The 21,469-nt window shown below is 58.0% G+C and carries 21 protein-coding genes and 1 tRNA gene; 12 read left to right on the top strand and 10 right to left on the bottom strand.

Annotation, left to right across the window (positions count from 1 at the left end; translation table 11 throughout):
- Positions 1 to 32 precede the first annotated feature (32 nt).
- Together AAAH10_RS06660 and AAAH10_RS06655 are read right to left on the bottom strand one after the other, a co-directional pair.
- Positions 33 to 1,706: a methyl-accepting chemotaxis protein gene (locus tag AAAH10_RS06660; RefSeq protein WP_343561836.1), complete on the bottom strand. Its 1,674-nt coding sequence runs from the start codon at positions 1,704 to 1,706 to the stop codon at positions 33 to 35.
- Between the two features lie 51 nt (positions 1,707 to 1,757).
- Positions 1,758 to 2,342: a hypothetical protein gene (locus AAAH10_RS06655; protein ID WP_343561834.1), complete on the bottom strand. Its 585-nt coding sequence runs from the start codon at positions 2,340 to 2,342 to the stop codon at positions 1,758 to 1,760.
- Positions 2,343 to 2,609: 267 nt separating this feature from the next.
- Here AAAH10_RS06655 and AAAH10_RS06650 point away from each other — a divergent pair, with 267 nt between their 5' ends.
- A complete protein-coding gene (locus AAAH10_RS06650) occupies positions 2,610 to 3,182 on the top strand; it encodes a DUF4279 domain-containing protein (RefSeq protein ID WP_343561832.1) in 573 nt (190 codons plus the stop codon).
- Positions 3,183 to 3,268: 86 nt separating this feature from the next.
- Positions 3,269 to 3,775, top strand: coding sequence for a DUF4279 domain-containing protein (locus tag AAAH10_RS06645; RefSeq protein WP_343561830.1), 507 nt, complete (start codon positions 3,269 to 3,271; stop codon positions 3,773 to 3,775).
- 164 nt (positions 3,776 to 3,939) lie between these two features.
- Here AAAH10_RS06645 and AAAH10_RS06640 read toward each other — a convergent pair whose 3' ends face one another.
- The 3 genes from AAAH10_RS06640 to AAAH10_RS06630 form a co-directional block, all read right to left on the bottom strand.
- Complete coding sequence (locus AAAH10_RS06640) at positions 3,940 to 4,356, bottom strand: thiol-disulfide oxidoreductase DCC family protein (protein ID WP_343561828.1); 417 nt, start codon at positions 4,354 to 4,356, stop codon at positions 3,940 to 3,942.
- A 158-nt stretch (positions 4,357 to 4,514) separates the two neighbouring features.
- Entirely contained in the window at positions 4,515 to 4,658 is a 144-nt protein-coding gene (locus AAAH10_RS06635; protein WP_343561826.1) for a DUF2256 domain-containing protein, read from the bottom strand.
- Positions 4,659 to 4,962: 304 nt separating this feature from the next.
- Positions 4,963 to 5,190: a TIGR03643 family protein gene (locus AAAH10_RS06630; protein ID WP_343561824.1), complete on the bottom strand. Its 228-nt coding sequence runs from the start codon at positions 5,188 to 5,190 to the stop codon at positions 4,963 to 4,965.
- A 206-nt stretch (positions 5,191 to 5,396) separates the two neighbouring features.
- Here AAAH10_RS06630 and AAAH10_RS06625 point away from each other — a divergent pair, with 206 nt between their 5' ends.
- The gene (locus AAAH10_RS06625; RefSeq protein ID WP_343561822.1) at positions 5,397 to 6,560 is read left to right on the top strand and encodes an agmatine deiminase family protein; all 1,164 of its coding nucleotides are present in this window, start codon (positions 5,397 to 5,399) and stop codon (positions 6,558 to 6,560) included.
- A gap of 47 nt (positions 6,561 to 6,607) precedes the next feature.
- A complete protein-coding gene (locus tag AAAH10_RS06620) occupies positions 6,608 to 6,889 on the top strand; it encodes a hypothetical protein (protein WP_343561819.1) in 282 nt (93 codons plus the stop codon).
- Here the strand turns inward: AAAH10_RS06620 and AAAH10_RS06615 are convergent.
- The 5 genes from AAAH10_RS06615 to AAAH10_RS06595 form a co-directional block, all read right to left on the bottom strand.
- Positions 6,861 to 7,913: an AbrB family transcriptional regulator gene (locus tag AAAH10_RS06615; RefSeq protein ID WP_343561817.1), complete on the bottom strand. Its 1,053-nt coding sequence runs from the start codon at positions 7,911 to 7,913 to the stop codon at positions 6,861 to 6,863. The genes AAAH10_RS06620 and AAAH10_RS06615 overlap by 29 nt on opposite strands.
- Positions 7,914 to 8,166: 253 nt before the next feature.
- Positions 8,167 to 9,678, bottom strand: a complete 1,512-nt coding sequence (locus tag AAAH10_RS06610; RefSeq protein ID WP_343561815.1) for a tripartite tricarboxylate transporter permease — start codon at positions 9,676 to 9,678, stop codon at positions 8,167 to 8,169.
- A gap of 19 nt (positions 9,679 to 9,697) precedes the next feature.
- Entirely contained in the window at positions 9,698 to 10,180 is a 483-nt protein-coding gene (locus AAAH10_RS06605) for a tripartite tricarboxylate transporter TctB family protein (RefSeq protein ID WP_343561813.1), read from the bottom strand.
- Between the two features lie 262 nt (positions 10,181 to 10,442).
- The gene (locus tag AAAH10_RS06600) at positions 10,443 to 11,441 is read right to left on the bottom strand and encodes a Bug family tripartite tricarboxylate transporter substrate binding protein (protein WP_343561811.1); all 999 of its coding nucleotides are present in this window, start codon (positions 11,439 to 11,441) and stop codon (positions 10,443 to 10,445) included.
- Positions 11,442 to 11,684: 243 nt separating this feature from the next.
- Entirely contained in the window at positions 11,685 to 12,827 is a 1,143-nt protein-coding gene (locus AAAH10_RS06595) for an ABC transporter substrate-binding protein (RefSeq protein WP_343561809.1), read from the bottom strand.
- An 86-nt stretch (positions 12,828 to 12,913) separates the two neighbouring features.
- On the opposite strand from AAAH10_RS06595, the gene AAAH10_RS06590 reads away from it, so the two are divergent.
- The 8 genes from AAAH10_RS06590 (at position 12,914) to AAAH10_RS06555 (ending at position 21,426) form a co-directional block, all read left to right on the top strand.
- Complete coding sequence (locus AAAH10_RS06590) at positions 12,914 to 13,579, top strand: response regulator (RefSeq protein WP_343561807.1); 666 nt, start codon at positions 12,914 to 12,916, stop codon at positions 13,577 to 13,579.
- A 231-nt stretch (positions 13,580 to 13,810) separates the two neighbouring features.
- Complete coding sequence (locus AAAH10_RS06585) at positions 13,811 to 15,442, top strand: sensor histidine kinase (RefSeq protein WP_343561805.1); 1,632 nt, start codon at positions 13,811 to 13,813, stop codon at positions 15,440 to 15,442.
- Positions 15,443 to 15,505: 63 nt separating this feature from the next.
- Complete coding sequence (locus tag AAAH10_RS06580; protein ID WP_343561803.1) at positions 15,506 to 16,384, top strand: MBL fold metallo-hydrolase; 879 nt, start codon at positions 15,506 to 15,508, stop codon at positions 16,382 to 16,384.
- A 195-nt stretch (positions 16,385 to 16,579) separates the two neighbouring features.
- Positions 16,580 to 17,014 carry a carboxymuconolactone decarboxylase family protein gene (locus AAAH10_RS06575; RefSeq protein WP_343561801.1) on the top strand — a complete coding sequence of 145 codons (435 nt, stop codon included), beginning with the start codon at positions 16,580 to 16,582 and terminating at the stop codon, positions 17,012 to 17,014.
- 2 nt (positions 17,015 to 17,016) lie between these two features.
- Positions 17,017 to 17,952: an RNA polymerase sigma factor SigJ gene (sigJ, locus tag AAAH10_RS06570; RefSeq protein WP_343561799.1), complete on the top strand. Its 936-nt coding sequence runs from the start codon at positions 17,017 to 17,019 to the stop codon at positions 17,950 to 17,952.
- Between the two features lie 618 nt (positions 17,953 to 18,570).
- Positions 18,571 to 19,077, top strand: a complete 507-nt coding sequence (locus tag AAAH10_RS06565) for a putative pterin-binding protein (protein WP_343561797.1) — start codon at positions 18,571 to 18,573, stop codon at positions 19,075 to 19,077.
- The gene (locus AAAH10_RS06560; RefSeq protein WP_343561795.1) at positions 19,074 to 20,882 is read left to right on the top strand and encodes a sensor histidine kinase; all 1,809 of its coding nucleotides are present in this window, start codon (positions 19,074 to 19,076) and stop codon (positions 20,880 to 20,882) included. Before AAAH10_RS06565 ends, AAAH10_RS06560 begins: the two co-directional genes overlap by 4 nt.
- Before the next feature lie 467 nt (positions 20,883 to 21,349).
- Positions 21,350 to 21,426: transfer RNA gene (locus AAAH10_RS06555), tRNA-Ile, on the top strand.
- Positions 21,427 to 21,469: the final 43 nt, after the last annotated feature.

Raw genomic sequence — 21,469 nt, 5'->3', positions numbered from 1 at the left:
GGAGCGCGGCTTTTTCTCTGGCGTAAGGCGCCTTACGCGGTGCGGATGCTGTTGGCGAAGCTTTGCATTTCGCTTTCCAGTTTCTGGAACTCGCCGAGCAGGTGCTCCGAGGCGCTGAGGACCTGGCCGGAGGTGGCTTCGGTGCTGTCTGCCAGCTGGCTGACGCCGGAGACGTAACCCGAAACATCGCGTGAGTCCTGCGAGGACGCGTTGACGTTCTGGGCGATTTCCTCTGTCGCGCTGCGCTGTTCGGACACGGAGTTCGAGATGGTGTTGGAGATATCCTGCACCTTGTGGATGACATCGGCGATGGCATCCATGCGTTCGGCCGCGAGCTGGGTGGCGTTCTGAATGCCGCCGATCTGGCTGGAGATTTCCTCGGTGGCCTTGGAGGTCTGGTTGGCGAGGTTCTTGACCTCGCTGGCGACCACGGCAAAGCCCTTGCCGGCCTCTCCGGCGCGCGCGGCCTCGATGGTGGCGTTAAGCGCCAGAAGGTTGGTCTGCTCGGCAATGTCGGAAATCAGGCGCACCACTTCGCCAATACGATCGGCTGCATCGACGAGACTGACGACCTTTTCGTTGGCATTTTGCACCTCGTTGACGGCTTCGGTCGCAATGCTGTCGGACTGTTCGGCCTGCCTTGCGATCTCTGTGATCGAGGAGGTGAGTTCCTCGGTTGCAACAGCAACGCTCTGCATGCGTGATGTCGTCTGTTCGGTGGAGCCTCTGGCCGCGCCAACCTGGTCCTTGATATCATTGACAGAGGCGTTGATGGATTGCGCTGTTGTCTGCAGGCCCTCTGCTGCTGACTGAACAGAGGTTACAGCCGCTTTTGTCTTGTCTTCAAGCGACTGGGCCAACTGGTTCAGTGTGGTCTTTCGCTCTGCACTGGTCTGTTCTTCCTGTTTCCTCTGTTCGGTTTTGACCTGTTCCAGCTTCAGGGCATTGTCCTTGAAGATCTGAACCGCACGGGCCATGTCGCCTACATCATCGCTGCGCCGGAGCGAGGGAATGTCTGTTTCCAGATTGCCTTCGGCCAGTGATGTCATGGCTTCTGTCAGACGCATCAGCGGGCGAGCCAGCAGATGGTTCGATACCAGAACGAAGAGCAGCGAGATGATCACGAGACTGACAAGCGCCAGAATGATCTGGTTTTCCCTGGCCTCGGACAGGGCGGACTCAATGGGGCCCATGTCCCAGACTGCAACCATGGAGCCAATGATTGCTCCGCTTTTGCGGGCGAGAACAGGCACGGCGATGACCAGGGCGTTGTCCTGAATTTCGAGGGAGTGGGGCGCGCCGGAAGAGAGGATCGCAAGACCGGAGCTTGAAGTCTCCGTGTTCTGGAAACTTTCATGCTGATAGCGGGTGATCGAGCTTTCATCCTGTTTGAAGGCTTCGAAGCCAACCAGCAGGGCGTTGTCCTGTGCTGTCAGGGCTTCGTAGGTTTTGTCGATGGTTTTGGCTTTGCCGTATTTGACGCCGCCTTCGATTGATTTCGCCAGCATTTCCGTGGAAAGAAGCAAGGAGGCTTCCCCCTGTTTCTGCATGGCTGCTTTTTGCTGTTCAAGGGTAATGAGTGACAGGGCTGTGAAGGCCAGGGCCAACAGGGCGGCTGTCAGGAAGACGAGCTTTCGTGTAACGCTGATTTTGAAAAGGTTTTTTCCGGTCTTCTGTCCGGTTGTGATGTCGTTCTCGTTTCGCATTGTCATTCACCCGATTTTTTATGCGCGGACTTCATGGAGGAAGAAGAGGGGTCAAAGCCCCTCGACATCCAGTCCGACTGTAATCGCGCCAATAACATCACCCGTGTCCGGATCAACGATGGACATGGAAACCTGAGACAGGAAAGTCTGTGTTGATTCGTCTTCCTCGACCTCGTCAACGAAGACTGTGGCCTGACTGCTGCCGTAGGTTTTCTGCCATTTTGCTTCATCGCCCTGCCAGTAGTCGGATGTGACTTCGCTCTGGCCAACGTTCAGGCCCTTGTTGTCCATAACGAAGGCTTCCAGAACCAGTCCTTCGGTTTCTTCCTGCCTGTCGCGCAGGAATGCAGAGATCTCCCTGCCGAGAACTTCGTCGATCATGGGCTGGCTGCCGGCTTCTGTTTCCGAACGCCATTGCTGATCCATTGCATCAATGTCCGACTGGGACAGCCCTGCGTGTTTTGCATTCTGTTCGCGCAGGGCGCTCAGGACCTGCTCAGAGGCAACCCAGCTTGCAAGTGTGGAGTTGGCAAACTCTGTTGCGGGAGCGACGTGATCGTCATTTGCTTGCGCCGGAGCAACAGCAGTGAAGGTCAGCAGTGTCAATGTAAGGGACAGTTTTTTTGATAGCTTCATAGAACTCACCGTGTGATTTTGTTTTTCTGAGTGAGTATTCTATTTTTTATATCGATTAAAAAATGCCTAACATTGTAGGTTTAGTGATTTATTTAATATTAAATTACTGGTTTTATTTTTGGTTTTTTAATCTGTATGGATTTGTTTTGATTGATTTATTGAGTTTTGTAAATATTTTATTTCTGTCTTTAAGGGTTTGTTTTTTCTGTTGCAAGGTATGCTTTTGATCTCTTTTGAAGAGAACTTTGTTTTCACAAAGCCTCAGTCATGGCGCTGTTTTCAGGTTTCTTCCCATTGTATTGCAACTGTGTTATTGAACCTTTCGCTTTTATTGAAAATTACAGCCTTTTCAGGAGTTTGATGGTTAGCGAAAAACCTCTTGGCTCTCGTTATACACCCCTGGATGCAAACACCCCTAAAAGTGGGAGAACCTGTTGCAAACTGGTAATCTATCCGTCCTGTTCAGTTGAAGAGATAACTGAAATATTGGGAATAGCTCCATCTTCTCACGAAAGTCAGAATATCGGGCAGATAATCGTAAATTCCAGAGGCCGCCAAAGAACAGCCAAATTAACTTGCTGGTGTTTGACGTCAGATGACATCGTTGCTTCTCTGGATGTACGTCATCATCTGGACTGGCTTTTGCAGAAACTTGAAGGTGCGGAAGATCAACTGCGTCAGGTGCAGGGATTGCCGGATACCCAAATGTTTGTCAATTGCATCTGGTATTCCCGCCATGTGAAAGGACCAACCCTCTGGCCTGAGCAAATGGCCGCTTTAAGCAGACTGAATCTGGAGTGCAGTTTCGATATCTATTGGGATTATGACGAGGATGACTAGCGGATTGCCAGATGTATTTGTGAAAAGCTTTGGATCAATAAGTTTTCCTGTGAAATCAAATGCTGATGGTTGCCTGAAGGAACCCGATGACAGACGACAAACTTCTTGAATCCCGCTTAACACCATTGGATGAGAACTACGGCACCTGTGCAAAGACCTGTGCCGTGCTGACAATCTATCCGTCCTGTTGTGCCACGGGTCAGATCACCCGAATGTTGGAGATCAAACCGACTTTCTGTTTTAATTTAAAGGATGTTGCCGCGCATTCCATTAAGCATGAGGGCGTGGATCAAATGCCGGCTTGGTGTTTGAGTTCTGAAGGGAAGGTTGATTCTCGTGATACGCGCCATCATCTGGATTGGCTTTTGCGGAAACTTGAAGGTGCAGAAGAGCGTTTGCAAAAGATCAGAGAACTCCCGGATGTGAAGATGCTGGTGAACTGTATCTGGCATTCAAAGGGTACAGGAGGGCCTACTCTTTGGCCTGAACACATGGAAATTCTGAGCAAGCTTGATCTGGAATGCAGTTTTGAAATCTATTGGGAAGGTGACCATATACTGGCCGATTTTTTCAGGAACAATGGAATAAAGTGAAGAAAAAACCTTGCGGAAGCTGAGACACCCAAACTTCGAAGCTTTCTTCAAAGAGTTTGAATAACGGCTCGATTGCTGATCTTTTGTAAAGCCCGGCAAGGCATTGGAAAAGATGATTTGGGTAAAAGCGAACTTGGATGCAAGCTGACGAAGACCGGGTTCTGTTACGAAAGTCCGGTTTTTCTGTCGGCTGAAGCGCCTTGTGCCTCTGTCTTGCTTTTGCCGGTGTCGACCTGACAGTGGGGCAGGCGTTTGAAACGCCAGGCGGCAAAGGTGGTGTAGAGATGACGGGCGAGCCAGTGAATCGGGGCAAGGGAAACAAGGGCTGCGAGCAAACGCCAGTGCTTCAGTTCCTGCCAGATCAGAATAAAGGCATCGACGCCGATGTGGAGCGTGCCGTTGCTGTCCCTTGCGTGCAGCAGGCGCAGGGCCTCGGTGAGGCTGATGCCCTCGCGCTCCAGCTCTGTTGTGGTTTTTGTGATGTCCTGCCAGTCAAAAACAGCAGGAGGGGCGATCCGGCGATAATAGTTGATTTCCCTTGAACAGAGGCCGCATGCACCATCGTAAAAAACGGTAATCATCTTCGGTTCCCTTGCGTGAAATGTATTGAAGGTTGTCGGGGTGCTGCAGCCCTGACGCCTGCTGTTGTGTTGGCTCCTGCCCTTGTCATTGCCTCTGCACTTGCAGGAGGCCGGGGAAACAGGCCAGAGACCAGAGGCCAGAGACTGAACAGGGAGGGTCATGACACTGCCTTTCCCCTGTTGGCGCTGCAGCGTTTGGAGCAGTATTTGACCTCATCCCAGACCTTCGCCCACTTCCTGCGCCAGATGAAAGGGCGCTGACAGACAGGACAAAGCTTTAGCGGGAGATGCTGTTTCTTCATGAGAGCCTCTTTCTGTTCGATGTTGTGCGCAAGGGCTGCGGCAGAATGATCCTGTGGTCCCGGCAAGCGCCTGAACAGGTTCCCGCAACCGCCTGTAAGTTTTTGCTCTGCGGTTCCCGCAACCGCCCGTAAGGTTTGCTCTGCGGTTCCCGCAACCGCCCGTAAGGTTTGCTCTGCGGTTCCCGCAACCGCCCGTAAGTTTTTGCTCTGCGGTTCCTGCAACCGCCGGTAAGTTTTTTGCTCTGCGGTTCCCGCAACCGCCCGTAAGTTTTTTGCTCTGCGGTTCCCGCAACCGCAGGAGAGCTCATCTGTTCCGGTTCTTTCTGTGTTTGGAGATCCGTCCGCCGGCGTTGCGGTTTGTGACGCGTTTTCGCCAGAGACGAAAGCTGGAGGGTTTCAGGTTCCTGCGCATGATCAGCAGTGTTTCTGTTTCTGAAAGGCCTGTCTGATGCCGGATATCCTCGAATGAGGTCTTGTCGCACCAGGCCAGTTCGATGAGTTCACTGACAGCAGAAGGAGACATTCTTGTCATGACAGCCGACCGGGTTTTCCTGTGTTTTCCGGGCCATTTCGAACCCTGTTCAACGAATTGATTTGCCTGATTCACTTACGACGGTTGAGAGGCGACAGATCCCTTTCTTTTTGATCCTTGTGGCTGTTATCGTTTGAAAAACAGGACAATCAGGCCGACAATTCCGGGGGCGCTGGCATTTTCTGGGCAGACTGAAAGGAACGGGGATGAAAAAAATCCTGAACAGACGCCGCTTTGTTGCGGGGAGTGTCGCGCTGGGGGCAGGGGCCTTGCTGGGGCGTTCGGTTCGCTCTGCTGTGCCGCTGTCGGCCGTGGCGGTGTCTTCTGTTTCTCTCTCTGGCGTATCGGGGACGGAGGCCTCCCAAACCGGGGCCTACGGGCGCCTTGTCGTTCCGCCGGAAGAGAGCAGGCATGAACTGACCTTTATGCAGTGGCCTGCGCGCGGGCTGGTGCATGATGAGCCGGAGTTTCTTGAGCTCTTGCAGGGTACAATTGCCGATATTGCCAATGCCATCGCGCAGTTCGAGCCCGTGATCCTGCTGGCGGCTGCAGAGGAGCACAGGGATGCGCGCAGGATGCTTTCAGAGGCGGTGACGCTGTGGGATGTGCCGACAGAGGACCTGTGGTGCCGCGATTCCGGGCCGCTTTTTGCCCGCGATGACGATGGCAGGCTGGCCATCAGTCACATTCAGTTCAACGGCTGGGGCAACAGGCAGCTGCACCGGCGCGACGGGCAGGTTGCCGCGCGCGTGGCCGAGCGCCTGGGATTGGCGCTTGTGCCCAGCGGTCTGGTCGGAGAAGCCGGCGGAGTGGAGCAGGACGGTCACGGTCTGTTGCTGGCGCATGAAAGCTCGTGGGTGAACGAGAACCGCAATCCCGGTCTGTCGCGCGACGAGATTGAACGCCGTCTTCTCAGTGCCTATGGCGCGCAGCGCATGATCTGGTCAGAGGGCGTCTACGGAGAGGATATCACCGATTATCACATCGACAGCCTTGCGCGTTTCAGCGGAGCGGGACGGGTTCTGATCAATCTGCCGGACAATCCGGACCCGGATGATCCCTTCCACACAGCAGGGCTGGAGACCTATGACGCACTAGTGGCCGCCGGGCTGGAGCTTGAGGTGATCCCCGAGCCGGACCCAAGCCTGAGGCGCATCAAAACGCCGGATTTCGTTGCATCCTATGCGAACTACTATGTCTGCAACGGTGCGGTCATTGCTGCGCAGTTCGGAGACCGCGAAACCGATGAACTCGCGGTTGAAGCCCTGCAGCGCCACTATCCGGGGCGCGAGGTGGTTACGCTCAACGTCGATGCCCTGGGCGAAATCGGCGGCGGCATCCACTGCGCCACCCAGCAGATGCCTGCGTGACTTCCCGGGGAGAAGCGACAAGGGGCGGATTTTCAGGAAGGCGAGTCTTGGGCATTTTCTCAAGGTATGAGGTTCGCAATGACCCGGTTGTCAGCTTTATCGGCGATGTGATCGATGCAGGGGAACTGCGAAAAACCGATCCGCATTATGCTGTGCTGCAGCCCGGTGGTCTGATCCGGTCATTCTCTGTCTGGTCCCGGTTCCTGATCCGGGAAGCTCCCGGATACAAACAGTCTCACAGCGGGATCATTGAAGACTGCGGGAACAGGGTCCTGTCCTGTGACAAGCCCCGGAACAGGTCTAGCCTGCTTCTTCTCTGGCCTTTTTGACGAAGTGACGGATGAAGAAGGGGGCGATGAAGACGATCACGATCAGGCGCAGGGCGTGATGGGTGGTGACAAAGGCCGGGTCGAGGCCGAGGGAGAGAGAGGCCAGGGCCATCTCCGCAATCCCGCCGGGGGAGAGAGCGAGGATCAGGGCCTCGAATGGCAGGCCTGTCCAGCGGGCCAGTCCCCAGGCGGTCAGGAAGGTGACGCTCATCATGGCGATGGTCATCATGGTGGCGAGGGTGAGGACCTTGCGGATTTCACGTAAAGACCCGCCGGCAAAGCGTGCGCCCAGTGCCGAGCCGAGCACGATCTGAATGATCAGGGTCAGTTCTGAAGGCGGAACAGAGTTGATAAAACCGGAAAGATGCAATGCGGCGCTGAGCACCATCGGACCGATGATCTTGTCCGCCGGAATGCGCAACAGCCTTGCGACCGGGTAGCCCACTGCTGCACAGGCCAGCAGGATCAGGCCGTCTGTGAGCGACCAGCTGTTCAGGGTTGCCTGGGCTGCTGTCGGGGCGGGTGTGGCGACCAGCACATAGGTCAGCAGCATGGGGATCAGAAACAGCACCCACGCCACGCGACAGGCGTGAATCAGGGTCAGCTTGCGAATGTCTGCTCCGGCTTCCTCCCCCATCAGAGTCATTTCCGACAGGCCCCCGGGCAGGCCGGAGAAGAGCGAGGTGATCTTGTCCATTCCCATCACCTTGCGGCAGAAAACCTGTGCAATGGCCGTGATCAGGAAGACATAGACCACCGTTACACTCAGGCTGGGGATCCACTCTGCAGCGTGGGCGACAACCTCCGGCGTGAAGGTGGTGCCGACCAGAATGCCGATCACAACGGGGATCATCTGGCGCACCGGTTTGGGCACCTGAATGCCAACGCCGGACACCGAGGCGATCAGGTTGGCGCTCAGTGAACCCAGCAGCCAGGGCAGCGGCAGGCTCAAAAGCCAGAAAAGAAAGCCGCCACAGCCACCAATGGTCAGGGCGAGGAGAAAACGGGGAAGGGAGCCGGACATGTCTGTTTTGTCTTTTTTGCTGTTCGGGGTCTGTGGTGATCGGAAGCCGTCGGCAGGGGCGTGATGCCTGTGTGATCCCGTGCAGGTGAAAGGGAAAGTCCGGGTCGTCTGGAACACACATCGGCTACGGGACACAGGAGTGTGGGTGGATGGATGAAAACCTTTCTGTTTCTCTTTGTTCAGGTCGGTGGAGCTGTCACGTTTCGGGACAGTCAGGGGGAAGCCCGGTGCAGACAGGGCTTCCCCCTGAAGATCAGGTGCTGCTTGAACCGGATGCCTTGCGGGCGGCCCGTCTGCGCCAGATCGGCACGATGATCAGCAGCAGGGCGACAATCAGAAGCCCCAGTGTCATTGGGCGATCATACATGAAATGCAGGCCGTCTGTCAGGTTGACCGCGCGGGCGAAGTTGTCTTCCAGCATGCCGCCGAGGATAAAGCCGATCAGCAGCGGAGGCAGCGGGAAGTCTGCAAAGCGCAGGACCGTTGCCATCAGACCCAGCCCGACAAGGATCAGCAGTTCCGTGGCGTTGTTCTGCCCGATATAGGCCCCGACCATCGTAAAGAAGAGGATGAAGGGGATCAGATAGTTGCGCGGAATGGTGAGCAGCCTGGCAATGTAGGGGATCAGCGGCAGGTTGAGGATCAGCAGAACCACGTTGCCAACATACATCGAGATGATCACAGCCCAGAAGACAGACGGGTTGTCGACCATCAGGCGGGGCCCCGGATTGACGTTCAGCGCAATCAGCGCGCCGAGCAGGATCGCTGTGGTGCCGGAACCGGGAATGCCCAGTGTCAGCAGCGGCACGAAGGAGCCTGTGCAGGCGGCGTTGTTGGCGGTCTCCGGCGCGGCAAGACCCTTGATGGACCCCTTGCCGAATTCGTCCTGCTCTGCGCCTTTTGCAATGTTGCGTTCCACCGCATAGCCCAGGAAGGAAGCCAGTGTCGCTCCGGCCCCGGGCATCACGCCGATCAGGAAGCCCTGGATGGACTGGCGTCCGACAACAGGGGCCATGGCCCTGGCTTCGTCCCTTGTGATGCGCAGGTTGCTGATCTGGCCATTGTCCTCGCTGTTTTGTCCCTTGTTCGGATTGAACACGAGGTTCAGGGCCTCGGGCAGGGCAAAGAGTGCCATGGCCAGCGTGATGAAGCTGAAGCCGGACTGGAGGTCCTGCAGCCCCATGGTAAAGCGCGGGGCGTTAAAGAGTGCGGACTCCCCGACCGTGGCGAGCATCAGGCCGATCACTGTCATCAGCAGGGCCTTGAGAACCTTGCCTTCACCGGCAAAGGCAGCAATGGCGGACAGCCCGACGACCATCAGCGCAAAGTACTCGGCAGAGTGAAACAGCAGGGCGACGGATGACAGCGCCGGGGCGAAGGCCAGCAACAGGATCGCCCCGATGGTCCCGCCTGCGAAGGAAGCGATGGCGGCAATGGTCAGCGCCTTGCCGGCCTGCCCCTTTTGCGCCATGGGATAACCGTCAAAGGAGGTGGCAACAGTCCCGGCAACGCCCGGAGCATTGATGAGGATGGAGGAAGTCGAGCCTCCGAAAATTGCACCATAATAGACTCCGGCCAGCAGGATCAGGGCCGCGGAGGGATCACCGATGCTGATGGCAACAGGGATCATGATCGCAATAATTGACATCGGCCCCAGACCGGGAAGCATCCCGATCAGTGTCCCGATCAGACAGCCCGCGATCACAAAGAGGAGGTTTTGAAGGGAAAAGGCCGTGGCCAGACCGATCAGAAGACCTTCGATCATTTTTCAAGCTCCTTTCGGTTCAGCCGATAAAGGCGGGCAGTGGGCGGAGGAAAATCCCCAGCACTTCCTGCACCAGATACCAGATGCCAACAGTGCCGATGGCTGAAACGCTCACCATTTTGATGATTTTGCGTTCCCCCAGCACCCAGCTGCAGCCGACAAGAAAGGCGATGGTGGAGGGGATAAAACCGATCGGGCGCAGAACCAGGGCGTAGAGGACCATGGCTCCGACGATCAGGGCGGCCTGACCCAGTTTGTATTCCTTCAGGGCAGCGAATTTCCTGTCCTGCTCGGCCTGTGCCTCTGCGGTTTGCGGCTTGCCGCCACTGATCAGCAGTATCAGGGACAGACCGATACCGATCACGGACAGGGCCGTGGGCATGGTGTTGGGCAGGAAGACCATGTTGCGCTCAAAGGGCAGCAGGGGATAGTCAAAGGATGCGAAACCGTAGAGGCCGCAGAAAAGCAGAAAGAACAGCGCTATCGTTCGGTCCAGCGTCATGTGTCCGGTCCTTTGTTGCGGGCTGGGACAAAACCTCTGTGCGGACCCTGCCGGATGCTGCGGGGACTTGCAGTTCCGCGGTCTTCCCGCTTTTGCCTGCATGCCCGATCGAGCGAAGGGGGCCTTGGGGTCGAGGGTCCCGAGCCTGTACGTGTCTGGAAGGGAAGACGGCAGGGACAGCCCTGTGAACAAGGCAGCCGGAGAGCCTCCGACTGCCTTGTCCGGGGACAACAGGGACGTGCTGCCTCACTCCGTCAGGAGATCAAAGGAAGCCGAGCTTGGTCATCAGATCCTTGATGACAGTTTCCTGATTGACCAGGAAGCTTTCGAAATCCTTGCCGGAGTTGTGGATGTTGACCCAGCCGTTGCGGGCGCGGACTTCTTCCCACTCCGGTGTGTCATACATCTTTGCCAGAGCAGCGCGATAGGCTTCTGCCTTTGCATCCGGCAGGCCCGGCGCTGCAAAGAAACCACGCCAGTTGACGAACTCGGTGTCCACGCCCTGCTCCTTGAGGGTCGGGGCATCCGGGAAGGCGTCATTGCGTTCTGCGCCTGTCATGCCGATGATTTTCACTTCGCCAGCCTGGGCCAGTGCCACAGCTTCGGAGAAACCGGTGGACAGGGCTGCAATCTCGCCGGAGAGCAGGGAGGCCATGGCCTTGCCGCCTGCGTCATAGGGGATGTACTTCACCTTGGTGGGGTCTTCGCCGGCTGCCTGCATGGCCATGGCTGCAACCAGATGGTCCATGCCGCCCGGAACAGAGCCGCCGCCAATGGCGACATCACGCGGGTTGGCGCGATAGGCTTCCAGCAGGTCATTGAAGCTGTTGATGTCGCTGTCCTTGTTCACCACAAAGGCCGCGTAGTCACCGATGGTGCCTGCAACCAGTGTCAGGTCACGGAAGTTGTGCGGAAAACGGCCGACGAGGGAGCGGATCACGATCGGGGTGGAGTTGACCATCAGGGTGTCGTGGTTGGATGCTGCGTTCTCGATCAGGAAGCCAATGGCCTTGCCGCCCCCGCCGCCGGACATGTTTTCATAGGATGCCTTGCCGACAATACCGGACTTGGTCAGGGCCTCGCCCGTTCCGCGCGCGGTGCCATCCCAGCCTCCACCGGCGCCACCGGGGATCAGGAAGTGAATGTTGTCGATATCGGCAGCAGAAGCGGAACCCGCGCCCAGCGAAAGGGACAGGGCTGCTGCGACCGCGGTTGCGGCAAAGGTGCGGCGCGTCATGCGCAGTCTGGAAAGTGTTTTCATTTTAAGCCTCCGGTTTCAGATCGCCCTTCCTGCAGGCCCGGAGCCACCCCTGCACGCCGCCGTGTGATCACGGTTCATGCGCCTTGCAGCGGTTGATATGCCTCCCGACCCGTTTCTTGAGAACGGCTTCATCAAACCCTAGCGGCCTTTTCTGTCATGAAGCTGTCATGATAAAAAAAAGTTTCGGGAGGTCGTTTCTGTTTTCTGGTTTTCCGGAAATACGGAGTTCCACAGGGTGGAAGCTCACTCCACCTGACCGCGGCTGAGGGGGAGGGCGCTGGACTGGTCGGGGCCGTGAAGGATGCGTTTCCAGCGTTCGAGGATTTTGCGGCGCTTGATCTGGTCCTGATAGACCAGCAGGCTGGGGCTGACCTTGATTGGCTGGAAGTTGTTGGAGTTCTCGTTGATGGTTTCCTCGCTGCTGGGCCTGCTGTCGAGCAGATTGAAGCCTGTGGTCTCCATGATCAGCTCCTGCCCCTTGGCAGACAGCAGGTACTGCAGGAAAAGTCGCCCGGCCACGGAGGACCCGGCCTTTTTGGGGACCAGCGCAATGCGCGAGAAGATCAGTGTGTAGTCTTCGGGATAGGAGACCCCCAGATCGGGATAGCGGTCCATGAAGGTCACGGCATAGGAGCCGAGGACATTGTAGGCCAGTTTCAGTTCACCACTGGCAACCTGGCGGATCATGTCGGATGAGCTGACGTGGGTTTGCAGGCTGTTGACCTGCAGCGCCTGGGTCAGTTCCCAGATGGCGCTGTACTGGCTGATATCCCGCGCCATGAACAGGAAACCAACCCCGCTCTGGGTGATGTCATAGGTGCCGACCCTGCCGTTCAGTCCCGCCGGTGCGGCGTTGAGGTAATCGGTCAGGGCCGTGCGGTTGGCGGGGAACTCCTGCCCGGCGAAGAAGGGTTTGTTGTAGATCGTCACCACGGGTTCAAAGGTGATGCCAAAGGCCTCGTTCCGCCAGCGGGACCACTGGGGGTAGTCGCTGGGGGTGCGGATGTCCAGCGAGCGGGCATAGCCGTCGTTGACCAGCTTCATCTGCAGGTCCATGGCCGAGCTGATGGCAAGGTCTGCGGTGATGCCGTTCTGATCGCTTTCGGCCAGAATGCGCTCGTGCAGGTCCAGCGACTGAAGCTCGAAATAGTGGATGGTCATAAAGGGATGTGCGGTCTGAAAGTCGCGGATGACCGGTTCAAAGATGCTCTTGTCCGTGGTGCTGTAAATCCGCAGGCTGTTGGCCCCCTGGTCCGGACCCTTCTGTGCCTCGGAACTCACCGTTGCCGGATAGACAAACTCCTGCGCCGCCGCACCGGAAAGCCAGCCGAGAGCCAGAGCGGGGAGAAACAGAGCCAGACGGAAAAGAACAGCAAGGCGCGGCACGTAAGACCCCTTGTACAGCAAAAAGAAAAGTCCTGTTCCCAAGCCTAAGGCTTCCCTTCAAAAAGACAAGAGGCTAGTCTGGGCCCATGAGAGCACTGGTCGTAGAAGACAATCCGGCATTGGCAAACGGGATCAGCACGGCGCTGGAGCGGCGCGGGCTGGCGGTGGATGTCGTGCACGACGGGCTGGATGCCGATGGTATCCTGCGCGTGGAATCCTTTGATGTTGTGATCCTGGACCTGTCGCTGCCCGGCTGCGACGGTCTGGAGGTTCTGAAAAACCTGCGGGCGCGGGGCAACAACACGCAGGTGATGATCCTCACTGCGCGCGATCAGCTGCCGGACCGGGTCAGCGGGCTGGATCTTGGCGCGGATGACTACATGGTCAAACCCTTTGAACTGGTGGAACTGGAAGCCCGCGTGCGCGCCCTGCTGCGCCGGAGCAATGGCAACAAATCACCGGTGATCGAGGTCGGGGCACTTCAGTTTGACAGCAACACCCGTACGGTCCTGCTGAAAGGGGAAGCGCTGGACCTGCCCAAGCGCGAGCTGTGCCTGATCGAACTGCTGGTCATGAAGGCGGGCAAGGTGATCAGCAAGAACCAGATTGCCGAGAGCCTTGCGGGATTTGATGACGAGATCACCAGCAACGCCATTGAGCTTTACGTCAGCCGCCTGCGCAAGAAGCTGTCGGGATCGGAGCTGAAGATCAAAACCGTGCGCGGTCTGGGCTATCTGCTGGAAAAGCCATGAACAAGCCTTGCTGTTTTTCCCTCTGCCAATCAGCCCTGCCGGACTGTGCCCGGTGGTATTCTCCCCGACTGTATTTTTCCCGGTTGTATTTTTCCGGCTGTATTTTTCCGGGGCGCTGCTTGCAGGGGGCCGGTTGCTGTTTCCGGCTGCTTTCGCTGCTCCGGCGTCGGGCAGGCGGCAGGGGAACGGGAAGGAGCTTGGGCTTGAGCTTGTCTGTGGAAGGAGAGAGCCATGAGTGACCGGATGGTTCGTGATGCAGCATCGCCGAACGCCGGGCCTTCCGGTGGAGAAGGACATTCAGAGGCTGGAGGCGGAAGCGGGGCCTTTCGGGGGACGGCCGCGCAGTCTTCCGTGGCAGGGGGCTCTGCGACACAGCAGCCGAGCGGGCGCAGTTCCATTCGCAGGCGTCTGTTGCTGCTCTGTCTGGTGGCGCTGGCCTTTCTCAGTGGTTTGATGCTGCTGGAAATGCGCGAGAGTGCGCGGGTGGGGGCGAACAATGCCTATGACCGGGTTCTGCTGGGGTCTGCGCTTGCGATTTCCGACCGCGTGCTGGTGGTGGATGGTGCGCTGGAGGTCGATATTCCCTTTGTGGCCTTCGAAATGCTGACCTCGACGGCGGAAGACCGCGTTTTCTATGAAATCTATACACAGGACGGAGCCTTTCTGACTGGCTATGACGATCTGCCCGATCCTCCCCGGCGCCTGTTGCAAAGCCTGCTGCGGCAGGATCAGGAGAATATCTTTTACGATGCCGTCTACAAGGGCGAGAAAATCCGGGTGGCCCTGGTCAGCCGCTTCATCGCGGCCCCCGACTTTTCCACCCGCTATTTCGTCAAGGTCTCGGAGACCACGCTGGCACGCGAGCAGCTGATTGCCAGCATGGTCCAGGAGGCGGTGCTGCGCCAGATGACACTGGTGCTGGTGGCGGGGGCGCTGTTCTGGTTCGGGATCGGCTGGGGCCTGAAGCCCTTGTCGCGCCTGAAAGAAGCCCTGCAGCGCCGCAGTCCGGATGACCTGCGCCCCATCGAACACAAGGTTCCGGGAGAGGTGCAGCATCTGGTCGACGGGATCAACGATCTGATGGCGCGGCTGGAAAGCTCGATCACGGCCATGCGCAGCTTTACCTCGAACGCGGCACACCAGCTGCGCACACCGCTGTCCGTGATCCGCACACAAACCGAGCTGGCACTGCAGTCCAGCCAGCAGGACACTCCGGAAGGCCGGCAGGGAGCCGGGCAGAGCGATCTGGACAAGCGCCTGCGCTATCTGGTGCAGGCGACAGACCAGTCGACCCGCCTGGTCAACCAGCTGCTTTCACTTGCCACGGCTACGAACGGCAGGTCTGGCGATCTGGAGCGCGAGCGGCTGGACCTGCGGGATCTGGCATCGGAAGTCACCGGTGCCTTTGTTCCCCGGGCGCTGGAACGCAGCATTGATCTGGGGCTGGAAAACTGCGACCAGCCCTGCCCCGTGCAGGTCAACAGTCCGCTGATTGTCGAGGCACTGGGCAATCTGCTGGACAACGCGCTGAACTACTGCCCGGCCGGGAGCAGGGTGACGGTGCGCCTGCACAGCGGGGAAAACGGGATCACGCTGGAGGTTGAGGACAACGGACCGGGGCTTGCGCCGGAGCTGAGGGGCAAGGTCTTTGAACGCTTTGAGCGGACCGGACAGACCGACAGTGTCGGCTGTGGCCTCGGCCTGCCGATTGTGCAGGAGATCATGAGCCGCCACGGCGGGCAGGTGACATTGCACGAAGCCCCGGGTGGCGGCTGCCTGTTCCGTCTCACGCTTGATCGCGCGGCAGATGATGCTATACCGGAAGAGACTGTGAGCGGTGGCGGGGAAGCAGGTCAGGATTGACCTCCTGCTGCTGAAAAAGACAGATAAAACAGGGACAACAAGACAGGAAAGCGAAACAGGGCTATGGAAATCACACTTCTGGGGACGGGTTGTCCGGCGGTTCATACAGAGCGTTACGGCGCAGGGCAGATTGTCGTGCACAACCAGACGGCCGTGCTGATCGATTGTGGATCAGGCGTGACCCAGCGGCTGGTGGGCGCGGGTTATTCCGGTCGCGTGCTGGATGCGCTGGTGCTGACCCATCTGCATTCCGACCATCTGATCGATTTCTATCAGCTGGTGATTTCCGCCTGGCATCAGGGGCGCGAGAAGCCGCAGGTGATCTATGGACCGGAAGGCACGCGGGACTTTGTCGAGAAAACCATGGCGGTCTGGCAGGAGGAGCGCGAGCTGCGCATCGCCCATGAAAAGCGCCCGTCCGTCACGGGACTGGAGCTGGAGGTGCATGAAATCCGCGACGGGGACAGGCTGGAAATCGGCGATCTGCTGTTCGAGGTTGTGGCGGTGGATCACCAGCCGGTTGACCCGGCCTTCGGTTTTGTCATTTCTGCAGAAGACACCGATGTCCGCATTGCCCTGTCGGGCGACACCACGGAATGCGAACGCCTGATTGCGGCGGCGCAGGGGGTGGACCTGCTGGTCCACGAGGTCTTCATCCACCGCGACATGCCGGTTGTCCCGGGTGTGCGCTCGGCCGAAACGATCGAAGCTGTGGCCAGCTATCACACCCTGTCTGATGTGGTGGGCAAGGTGGCAACCCGCGCCAATGCCGGGGCCTTGTTGTTGACCCACATCGTTCCGCCGGACAGTGACCGCGCGGTCCTGCTGGCAGAGGTCAAGGCCGACTTTTCCGGTCCTGTGCTGGTCGGTGAGGACCTGATGCGCGTCAATCCGCAGGGCAAAACCGTGCGCTATGGTGCGATGCAGATGTCCTATGCCTGAGATTTGAAATACGCCTGAAAAAACACGCAGAAAAAGATATGCCCGAAAAGGCACGCCGAAAAACGCACGCCAAAAAACGCACTTTCGAAAAGATACTGCCGAGAGACGTGTCTGAAAAAATGAAGGCGTGATGTCACAAAGAGGTGCTGTGTTTCGTCATGGAGATGTCGCTTATGCAAACAATGGAGATACGACATGACATCAGCAACACAGCCCGTCCATCATGAGAAACACATCGGGGAGCTGATCGCCTATCTGGGGCAAACCCCCGTCATGATGCGGGAGCAGGGCCTGCCTTCCCGGCTTGAGCATCTGATCGAGCTGCGGGTTTCGCAGATCAACGACTGTGCCTTCTGCGTGGATATGCACAGCAGCGCAGCACGCAGGGAAGGCGAAAGCAGCGAGCGGCTGGATCGTCTGGCTGCGTGGCGTCATTCCGGCGTCTTTACTCCGGCTGAAAAGGCGGCCTTTGCCTGGGCGGAGGCACTGACCTATCTGGAGCGTGACGCCGATTATGGAACCTTGCGGGCCAGACTGAGGGAGTTCTATTCCGATGAGATCATTTCCCTGATCACCGGCTGTGTGTGTATCATCAACATGTGGAACAGACTGCAGGCATCCAAGTACTAGAGATGGCGAAATCCGACGCAAAAACCGATGCTTTCGAACAGGCGCGTCCCCGGCTTATGGGGATCGCCTATCGCCTGCTGGGAACGCTGTCCGAAGCAGAGGACGCCGTTCAGGACACCGCCTGCCGGTGGTTTGTCGGCGGTTTTGAGGAACCGGAGAACCCTGTCGCCTGGCTGAGCAGGGTCTGCACCAACCGCTGTCTGGATATTCTGAAGTCCGCGCAGCGCGCCCGCACCGACTACATCGGCCCCTGGTTTCCGGACCAGTTCCAGCTGGAAGGGGAAGGACTGGCCAGCCCCGAAGAGCAGCTTGCGCTGTCTTCCAGCCTGAACACCGCATTTTTGCTGCTGCTTGAGCGGCTGAGCCCGAAGGAGCGGGCGGCCTATATCCTGCACGATATCTTTGCCATGCACTTTGGCGATGTTGCCGAGGCTCTGGATCTGTCCGAAGCTGCCTGTCGCAAGCTGGCCTCGCGGGCCCGGCAGATGGTGACCCGTGAAGAGGTCCGCTTTGTGCCCGAGCCGGAGATACAGAACCACCTGCTGACGCTTTTTCGGGAAACCCTGAACAGCGGCGATGCCTCCCATCTGGCCGAGGCGCTCAGCCAGGATGTCAGGCTTCGGGCCGACAGCGGTGGCAAGGCTGTTGCCATTCGTGAAGTGCTGTCGGGTTACGACGCGGTTGTCCGCTTTGTCCTGAAGGTTCTGGTCGGGGCCTGGGGACAGGGCAAGGCGGTGCTGGAGACCCGCTCTGTCAACGGTCTGCCGGGGCTGGTCATTCACAAGGAGGGCAAACTGCTGGCGGCTGTGTCCTTTGCCTTTACCGCTGAAAACCGGATCGCCGATATCTTTGTCCTCAGACATCCGGACAAGCTGGAACAACTGGTCGGAACCTCCCTGCAATCCAGAGGCACCGGGCTGTTGCCTGCCTCCGAATGATCAGGATCGGGGCTGTTTCTGCCTCCCCCGTGATTGTGGCGGCGGCAGGATGGCCCTGGCAATCACGAAGGGGTGGCTTTTGCGGATTGTTCAGCGATTGTACGGGGATTGCCGATGATCACGCGCCCCGGATGATCGCAGGACCCTTTCCCGGAAGACCGAATGTCCGTTTCCTTTGTGGGACGGGACCGGGGATGGAGAAGTCTTTTGTTTGCTGCCCGCCTGACAGGTTTTTGCTCTGTTTTCCGGCTGTGTGTCTTTGTGGTCCGGCTTTGGTCCGGGGGAGCGCAGTGAGGCTCGTCTGGCGAAAAAAAACGGGAAAAAGCACTGCTGCGCGTCGAGTGGAAGGCTGGAAGCTGATGGTAAAAGACCTGATGCGTGTGTATCCGCAAGCAGAAAGTCAGTCCTTTGTCCCTCCGGATTGGGCCTGCGCAGGCGCTTAAGTCTCTCAAAGAAGTGATCAATGGAAAAAATCGTGTAAATGTTCTGTTTCGGAGACAATTCCACCAGTCATTGTATGAGTGAAAACTTGTAGAGCAAATAGACTATTTAAGACTTATTTTACGGCTTCTTCATTATACTGTATGTCTGTTGGTGACGTTGCACAGGTGGAGCCTGATGGTAGTGGGTTTTTTCAAGGCACAAGCGCTGATCATAGGAATGATCGTTGGTCTGATTATTCTGTTGCTGGTCAACTGGGCAACGGCGGATGCCGGTTCCTATGAAAAGCTGTCTGTCTATCACGCGAACGATGCGGGGGCGGTCCATATTACGACGCTGGATCGCGCGGCCTTTCGCGCTCTGCCACAGACGACCCTGATCACAACCAATCCCTGGTATGAAGGCCCTCAGCGTTTTGAGGGTGTGCTGCTGCGCGACTTTCTGGAACTCAACGAGTTGCCGATGACGAGCCTGCGCCTGATTGCCCTGAACGACTATGTGGTCGATCTGGAGATTTCAGAGGTGGAAGCCAACGATTTTCTGATCGCGGTCCTTCACAACGGGGAAGAAATGAGCACGCGCGAGAAAGGCCCTTTCTGGCTGATTGTGCCCGATACCTATGATCAGGAAGCCAACAAGTGGAAGATGATCTGGCAACTGGTAAGAATTGACGTCAAACTATGAAACTGATCCGGAATTTCCTGAATCTTGAGGCCCGGCTTCTGCTGCTGGCCATTGCGCTGGTCGGGGCTGTCGTCATTTCCATCTTTGCGCTGGCGGGCAGCAACAAGGAAGCGGACTTTATCGCCAAGCGGAATTACTGGGCGATCTTTCAGGTCGAGACCGATTACCTGCGTCTGGTGAGTGCGCTGGAGCTTTATGTGGCGGGCAGTCCGGAGATGACCTACGAGCGCTATCGCCTGGCGCTGGATATTTTCTTTTCCCGCCTTGATGTACTGGAAAGCCTGAAAATCGACAATGAGTACTTTGCCGATGCGGACCGGCAGGTTCACGTCAAGCTGACGGCTGTGGCGGTGCGTCTGGATGCGCTGACCGGCGTGCCGGACTTTCGCAACGCAGAAGAGGCGCAGCAGGCTGTCGCCCTGCTCAAAAGCGAGTGGCTGGAGCTGCACAACTGGATCAGGGAGGTCATCAATCAGGATCTGATCCAGCGCAGCAAGGACCTGTCGAGCGATCAGCAAATGCTGATCTATTTCAACATTCTGCTGCTGATGGTGGCTGTGGCCCTGATTCTGGGTGTCACGCGCCAGGCCCGCCAGCAGCAGCTTCTGGCCCGCAAGGAACGCCGCACGCGCATTGACGCAGAGCTGGCCATTCAGGCGCAGGACCGTTTTCTGGCCAACATGAGCCACGAGCTGCGGACACCGCTGAACGCCATCATCGGATTTTCCGAGCTGCTCAAGACCCGCATTTTCGGCGAGCTGAACGAAAAGCAGGACGAATACATCAACGACATCCACGGCAGCGGCAAGCACCTGCTGTCCATTGTCGAGGATGTGCTGCACTTTTCCAAGCTGGAGGCCAACAGCATCGTTCCCGTGATCAAGCCCTGCGATCTTGGGGCCATGATCCGCAACGCGGGAACCTATATCGAGCCGTCCTTTATCACCAAGGGAGGCACGGTTGACTTCCTGATCGAGGCTGATGCCCCCCGGGTCATGACGGATCACAGGCTGATGATGCAGTGTCTGATCAACCTGTTGTCCAATGCTGCGCGCCACACCCCGCTGGATCGCAGGATCACGGTCGAGTTCTTCATGATCAAGAACCAGCCCAGCATCATCATCGCTGATGAGGGGCCGGGCATGACCGAGGCTGAAATCAGAAAGGCCTTCAAGCCCTTCACACAGTTTGGCGACCCGATGACCACACAGAACCAGGGCACCGGGCTGGGGCTGGCCATCACCGCCATGATCTGCAAGGCACTGGATGTTGAACTGGTTATGAAGCCACGGGCGGAGGGTGGTCTGATGGTCTGCCTGCATTTCCCCACAGATGCTGTTGCGCACGAGGAGCAGCCGCTGGATGGGGAAGAGGAAAACACCGGCACTCCTTCCGGAGCGCACAATCAACAGACACAGAACCAGCAGGCGGGCAATGAGGCGGGCCTGTCCCTGATCAGCTCTTCCCGGACAGCATCCGCTCAGCCCGGGTCTGAGCGGCCCGCGACAGAGCAATCAGCAGGGAACCTGTCAGGGGCCGGGCCGTTGAACGCCGGCCAGCCGCGACCGGACGGCACGACTTCTGCAGGGCAGGATGACACGTCAACCCGTCTGGATCGGATGAACTCCAACCTCGCCAGTTCCGGACCTGCTGAACAGCAGGGCAGGACGGCGCGGACCGGGGAAGCTGAAGCCCCCCGGATCTCTGCCGACAGTGCCAGGGAACAGCCCGGTCGCGACAGCGCGCACGACAATCAGAACGAAGACACGCCCCCTCCATCCCTGCAACAGGCCGGACGGCTCTGAACTTCTGCCTGATCCAGCTCTCCCGCTTCGCCTGAGCGTGATCTGTGAGCGGTTTTTGTGTCTGCCCGGTATGGCTTCTGGCCGGAGGGCAGCGAATGGCCGTGTGCCGGGTCCGGGTGCAATGGTGTGAAGGGGGGGTGTCCGAGTGGCTTCCGTCTTGCTGTCCGTGCCGGGCGGATTTTCCAGTACCGCTGACGCTGAATGGTGTTGCCCTTTTGCAGCTTGTCGTTTTCAGGTGGTGGGGAGTTTCAGAAGAAGGCTCTGATGTGAAGGGGGCCGGAAGCAAGGTGATCCCGGTCTTGCAGGAAGCCTGTTCCGGAGCGCGGGACTGCGGGATATCCTCCTGTGGCCCCATGCAAAAAAGTGCAGCAAAATCCCAAATAGCACTTGATGTTACAGCGCGTCTGCGCAAAATTGCCCGGACGCACAGCGCGATTCTTCCTGTGATGAGGAACCGCCGCGCCAGTGGGCCTGTAGTTCAGTTGGTTAGAACCCTCCGCTCATAACGGAGTTGTCGCAGGTTCGAGTCCTGCCGGGCCCACCATTTTTTTCGACCATGTACAAGCGCTTTCCTGTTCTGATCATTC

This window comes from Carbonatibacter coralli, assembly GCF_039592655.1.
Taxonomy (GTDB): Bacteria; Pseudomonadota; Alphaproteobacteria; order Kiloniellales; family Kiloniellaceae; genus Carbonatibacter; species Carbonatibacter coralli.
The sequence above is the reverse complement of the archived record's forward strand: the minus strand, read 5'-3'. Positions and strand labels throughout refer to the sequence as shown.

What these genes read in the sequence shown, in the direction of transcription:
- AAAH10_RS06660 (WP_343561836.1), bottom strand. Translation starts at nt 1,706, where the DNA reads ATGCGAAACGAGAACGACATCACAACCGGACAGAAGACCGGAAAAAAC.
- AAAH10_RS06655 (WP_343561834.1), bottom strand. Translation starts at nt 2,342, where the DNA reads ATGAAGCTATCAAAAAAACTGTCCCTTACATTGACACTGCTGACCTTC.
- AAAH10_RS06650 (WP_343561832.1), top strand. Translation starts at nt 2,610, where the DNA reads ATGGCGCTGTTTTCAGGTTTCTTCCCATTGTATTGCAACTGTGTTATT.
- AAAH10_RS06645 (WP_343561830.1), top strand. Translation starts at nt 3,269, where the DNA reads ATGACAGACGACAAACTTCTTGAATCCCGCTTAACACCATTGGATGAG.
- AAAH10_RS06640 (WP_343561828.1), bottom strand. Translation starts at nt 4,356, where the DNA reads ATGATTACCGTTTTTTACGATGGTGCATGCGGCCTCTGTTCAAGGGAA.
- AAAH10_RS06635 (WP_343561826.1), bottom strand. Translation starts at nt 4,658, where the DNA reads ATGAAGAAACAGCATCTCCCGCTAAAGCTTTGTCCTGTCTGTCAGCGC.
- AAAH10_RS06630 (WP_343561824.1), bottom strand. Translation starts at nt 5,190, where the DNA reads ATGACAAGAATGTCTCCTTCTGCTGTCAGTGAACTCATCGAACTGGCC.
- AAAH10_RS06625 (WP_343561822.1), top strand. Translation starts at nt 5,397, where the DNA reads ATGAAAAAAATCCTGAACAGACGCCGCTTTGTTGCGGGGAGTGTCGCG.
- AAAH10_RS06615 (WP_343561817.1), bottom strand. Translation starts at nt 7,913, where the DNA reads ATGTCCGGCTCCCTTCCCCGTTTTCTCCTCGCCCTGACCATTGGTGGC.
- AAAH10_RS06610 (WP_343561815.1), bottom strand. Translation starts at nt 9,678, where the DNA reads ATGATCGAAGGTCTTCTGATCGGTCTGGCCACGGCCTTTTCCCTTCAA.
- AAAH10_RS06605 (WP_343561813.1), bottom strand. Translation starts at nt 10,180, where the DNA reads ATGACGCTGGACCGAACGATAGCGCTGTTCTTTCTGCTTTTCTGCGGC.
- AAAH10_RS06600 (WP_343561811.1), bottom strand. Translation starts at nt 11,441, where the DNA reads ATGAAAACACTTTCCAGACTGCGCATGACGCGCCGCACCTTTGCCGCA.
- AAAH10_RS06590 (WP_343561807.1), top strand. Translation starts at nt 12,914, where the DNA reads ATGAGAGCACTGGTCGTAGAAGACAATCCGGCATTGGCAAACGGGATC.
- AAAH10_RS06585 (WP_343561805.1), top strand. Translation starts at nt 13,811, where the DNA reads ATGAGTGACCGGATGGTTCGTGATGCAGCATCGCCGAACGCCGGGCCT.
- AAAH10_RS06580 (WP_343561803.1), top strand. Translation starts at nt 15,506, where the DNA reads ATGGAAATCACACTTCTGGGGACGGGTTGTCCGGCGGTTCATACAGAG.
- AAAH10_RS06575 (WP_343561801.1), top strand. Translation starts at nt 16,580, where the DNA reads ATGACATCAGCAACACAGCCCGTCCATCATGAGAAACACATCGGGGAG.
- sigJ (WP_343561799.1), top strand. Translation starts at nt 17,017, where the DNA reads ATGGCGAAATCCGACGCAAAAACCGATGCTTTCGAACAGGCGCGTCCC.
- AAAH10_RS06565 (WP_343561797.1), top strand. Translation starts at nt 18,571, where the DNA reads ATGGTAGTGGGTTTTTTCAAGGCACAAGCGCTGATCATAGGAATGATC.
- AAAH10_RS06560 (WP_343561795.1), top strand. Translation starts at nt 19,074, where the DNA reads ATGAAACTGATCCGGAATTTCCTGAATCTTGAGGCCCGGCTTCTGCTG.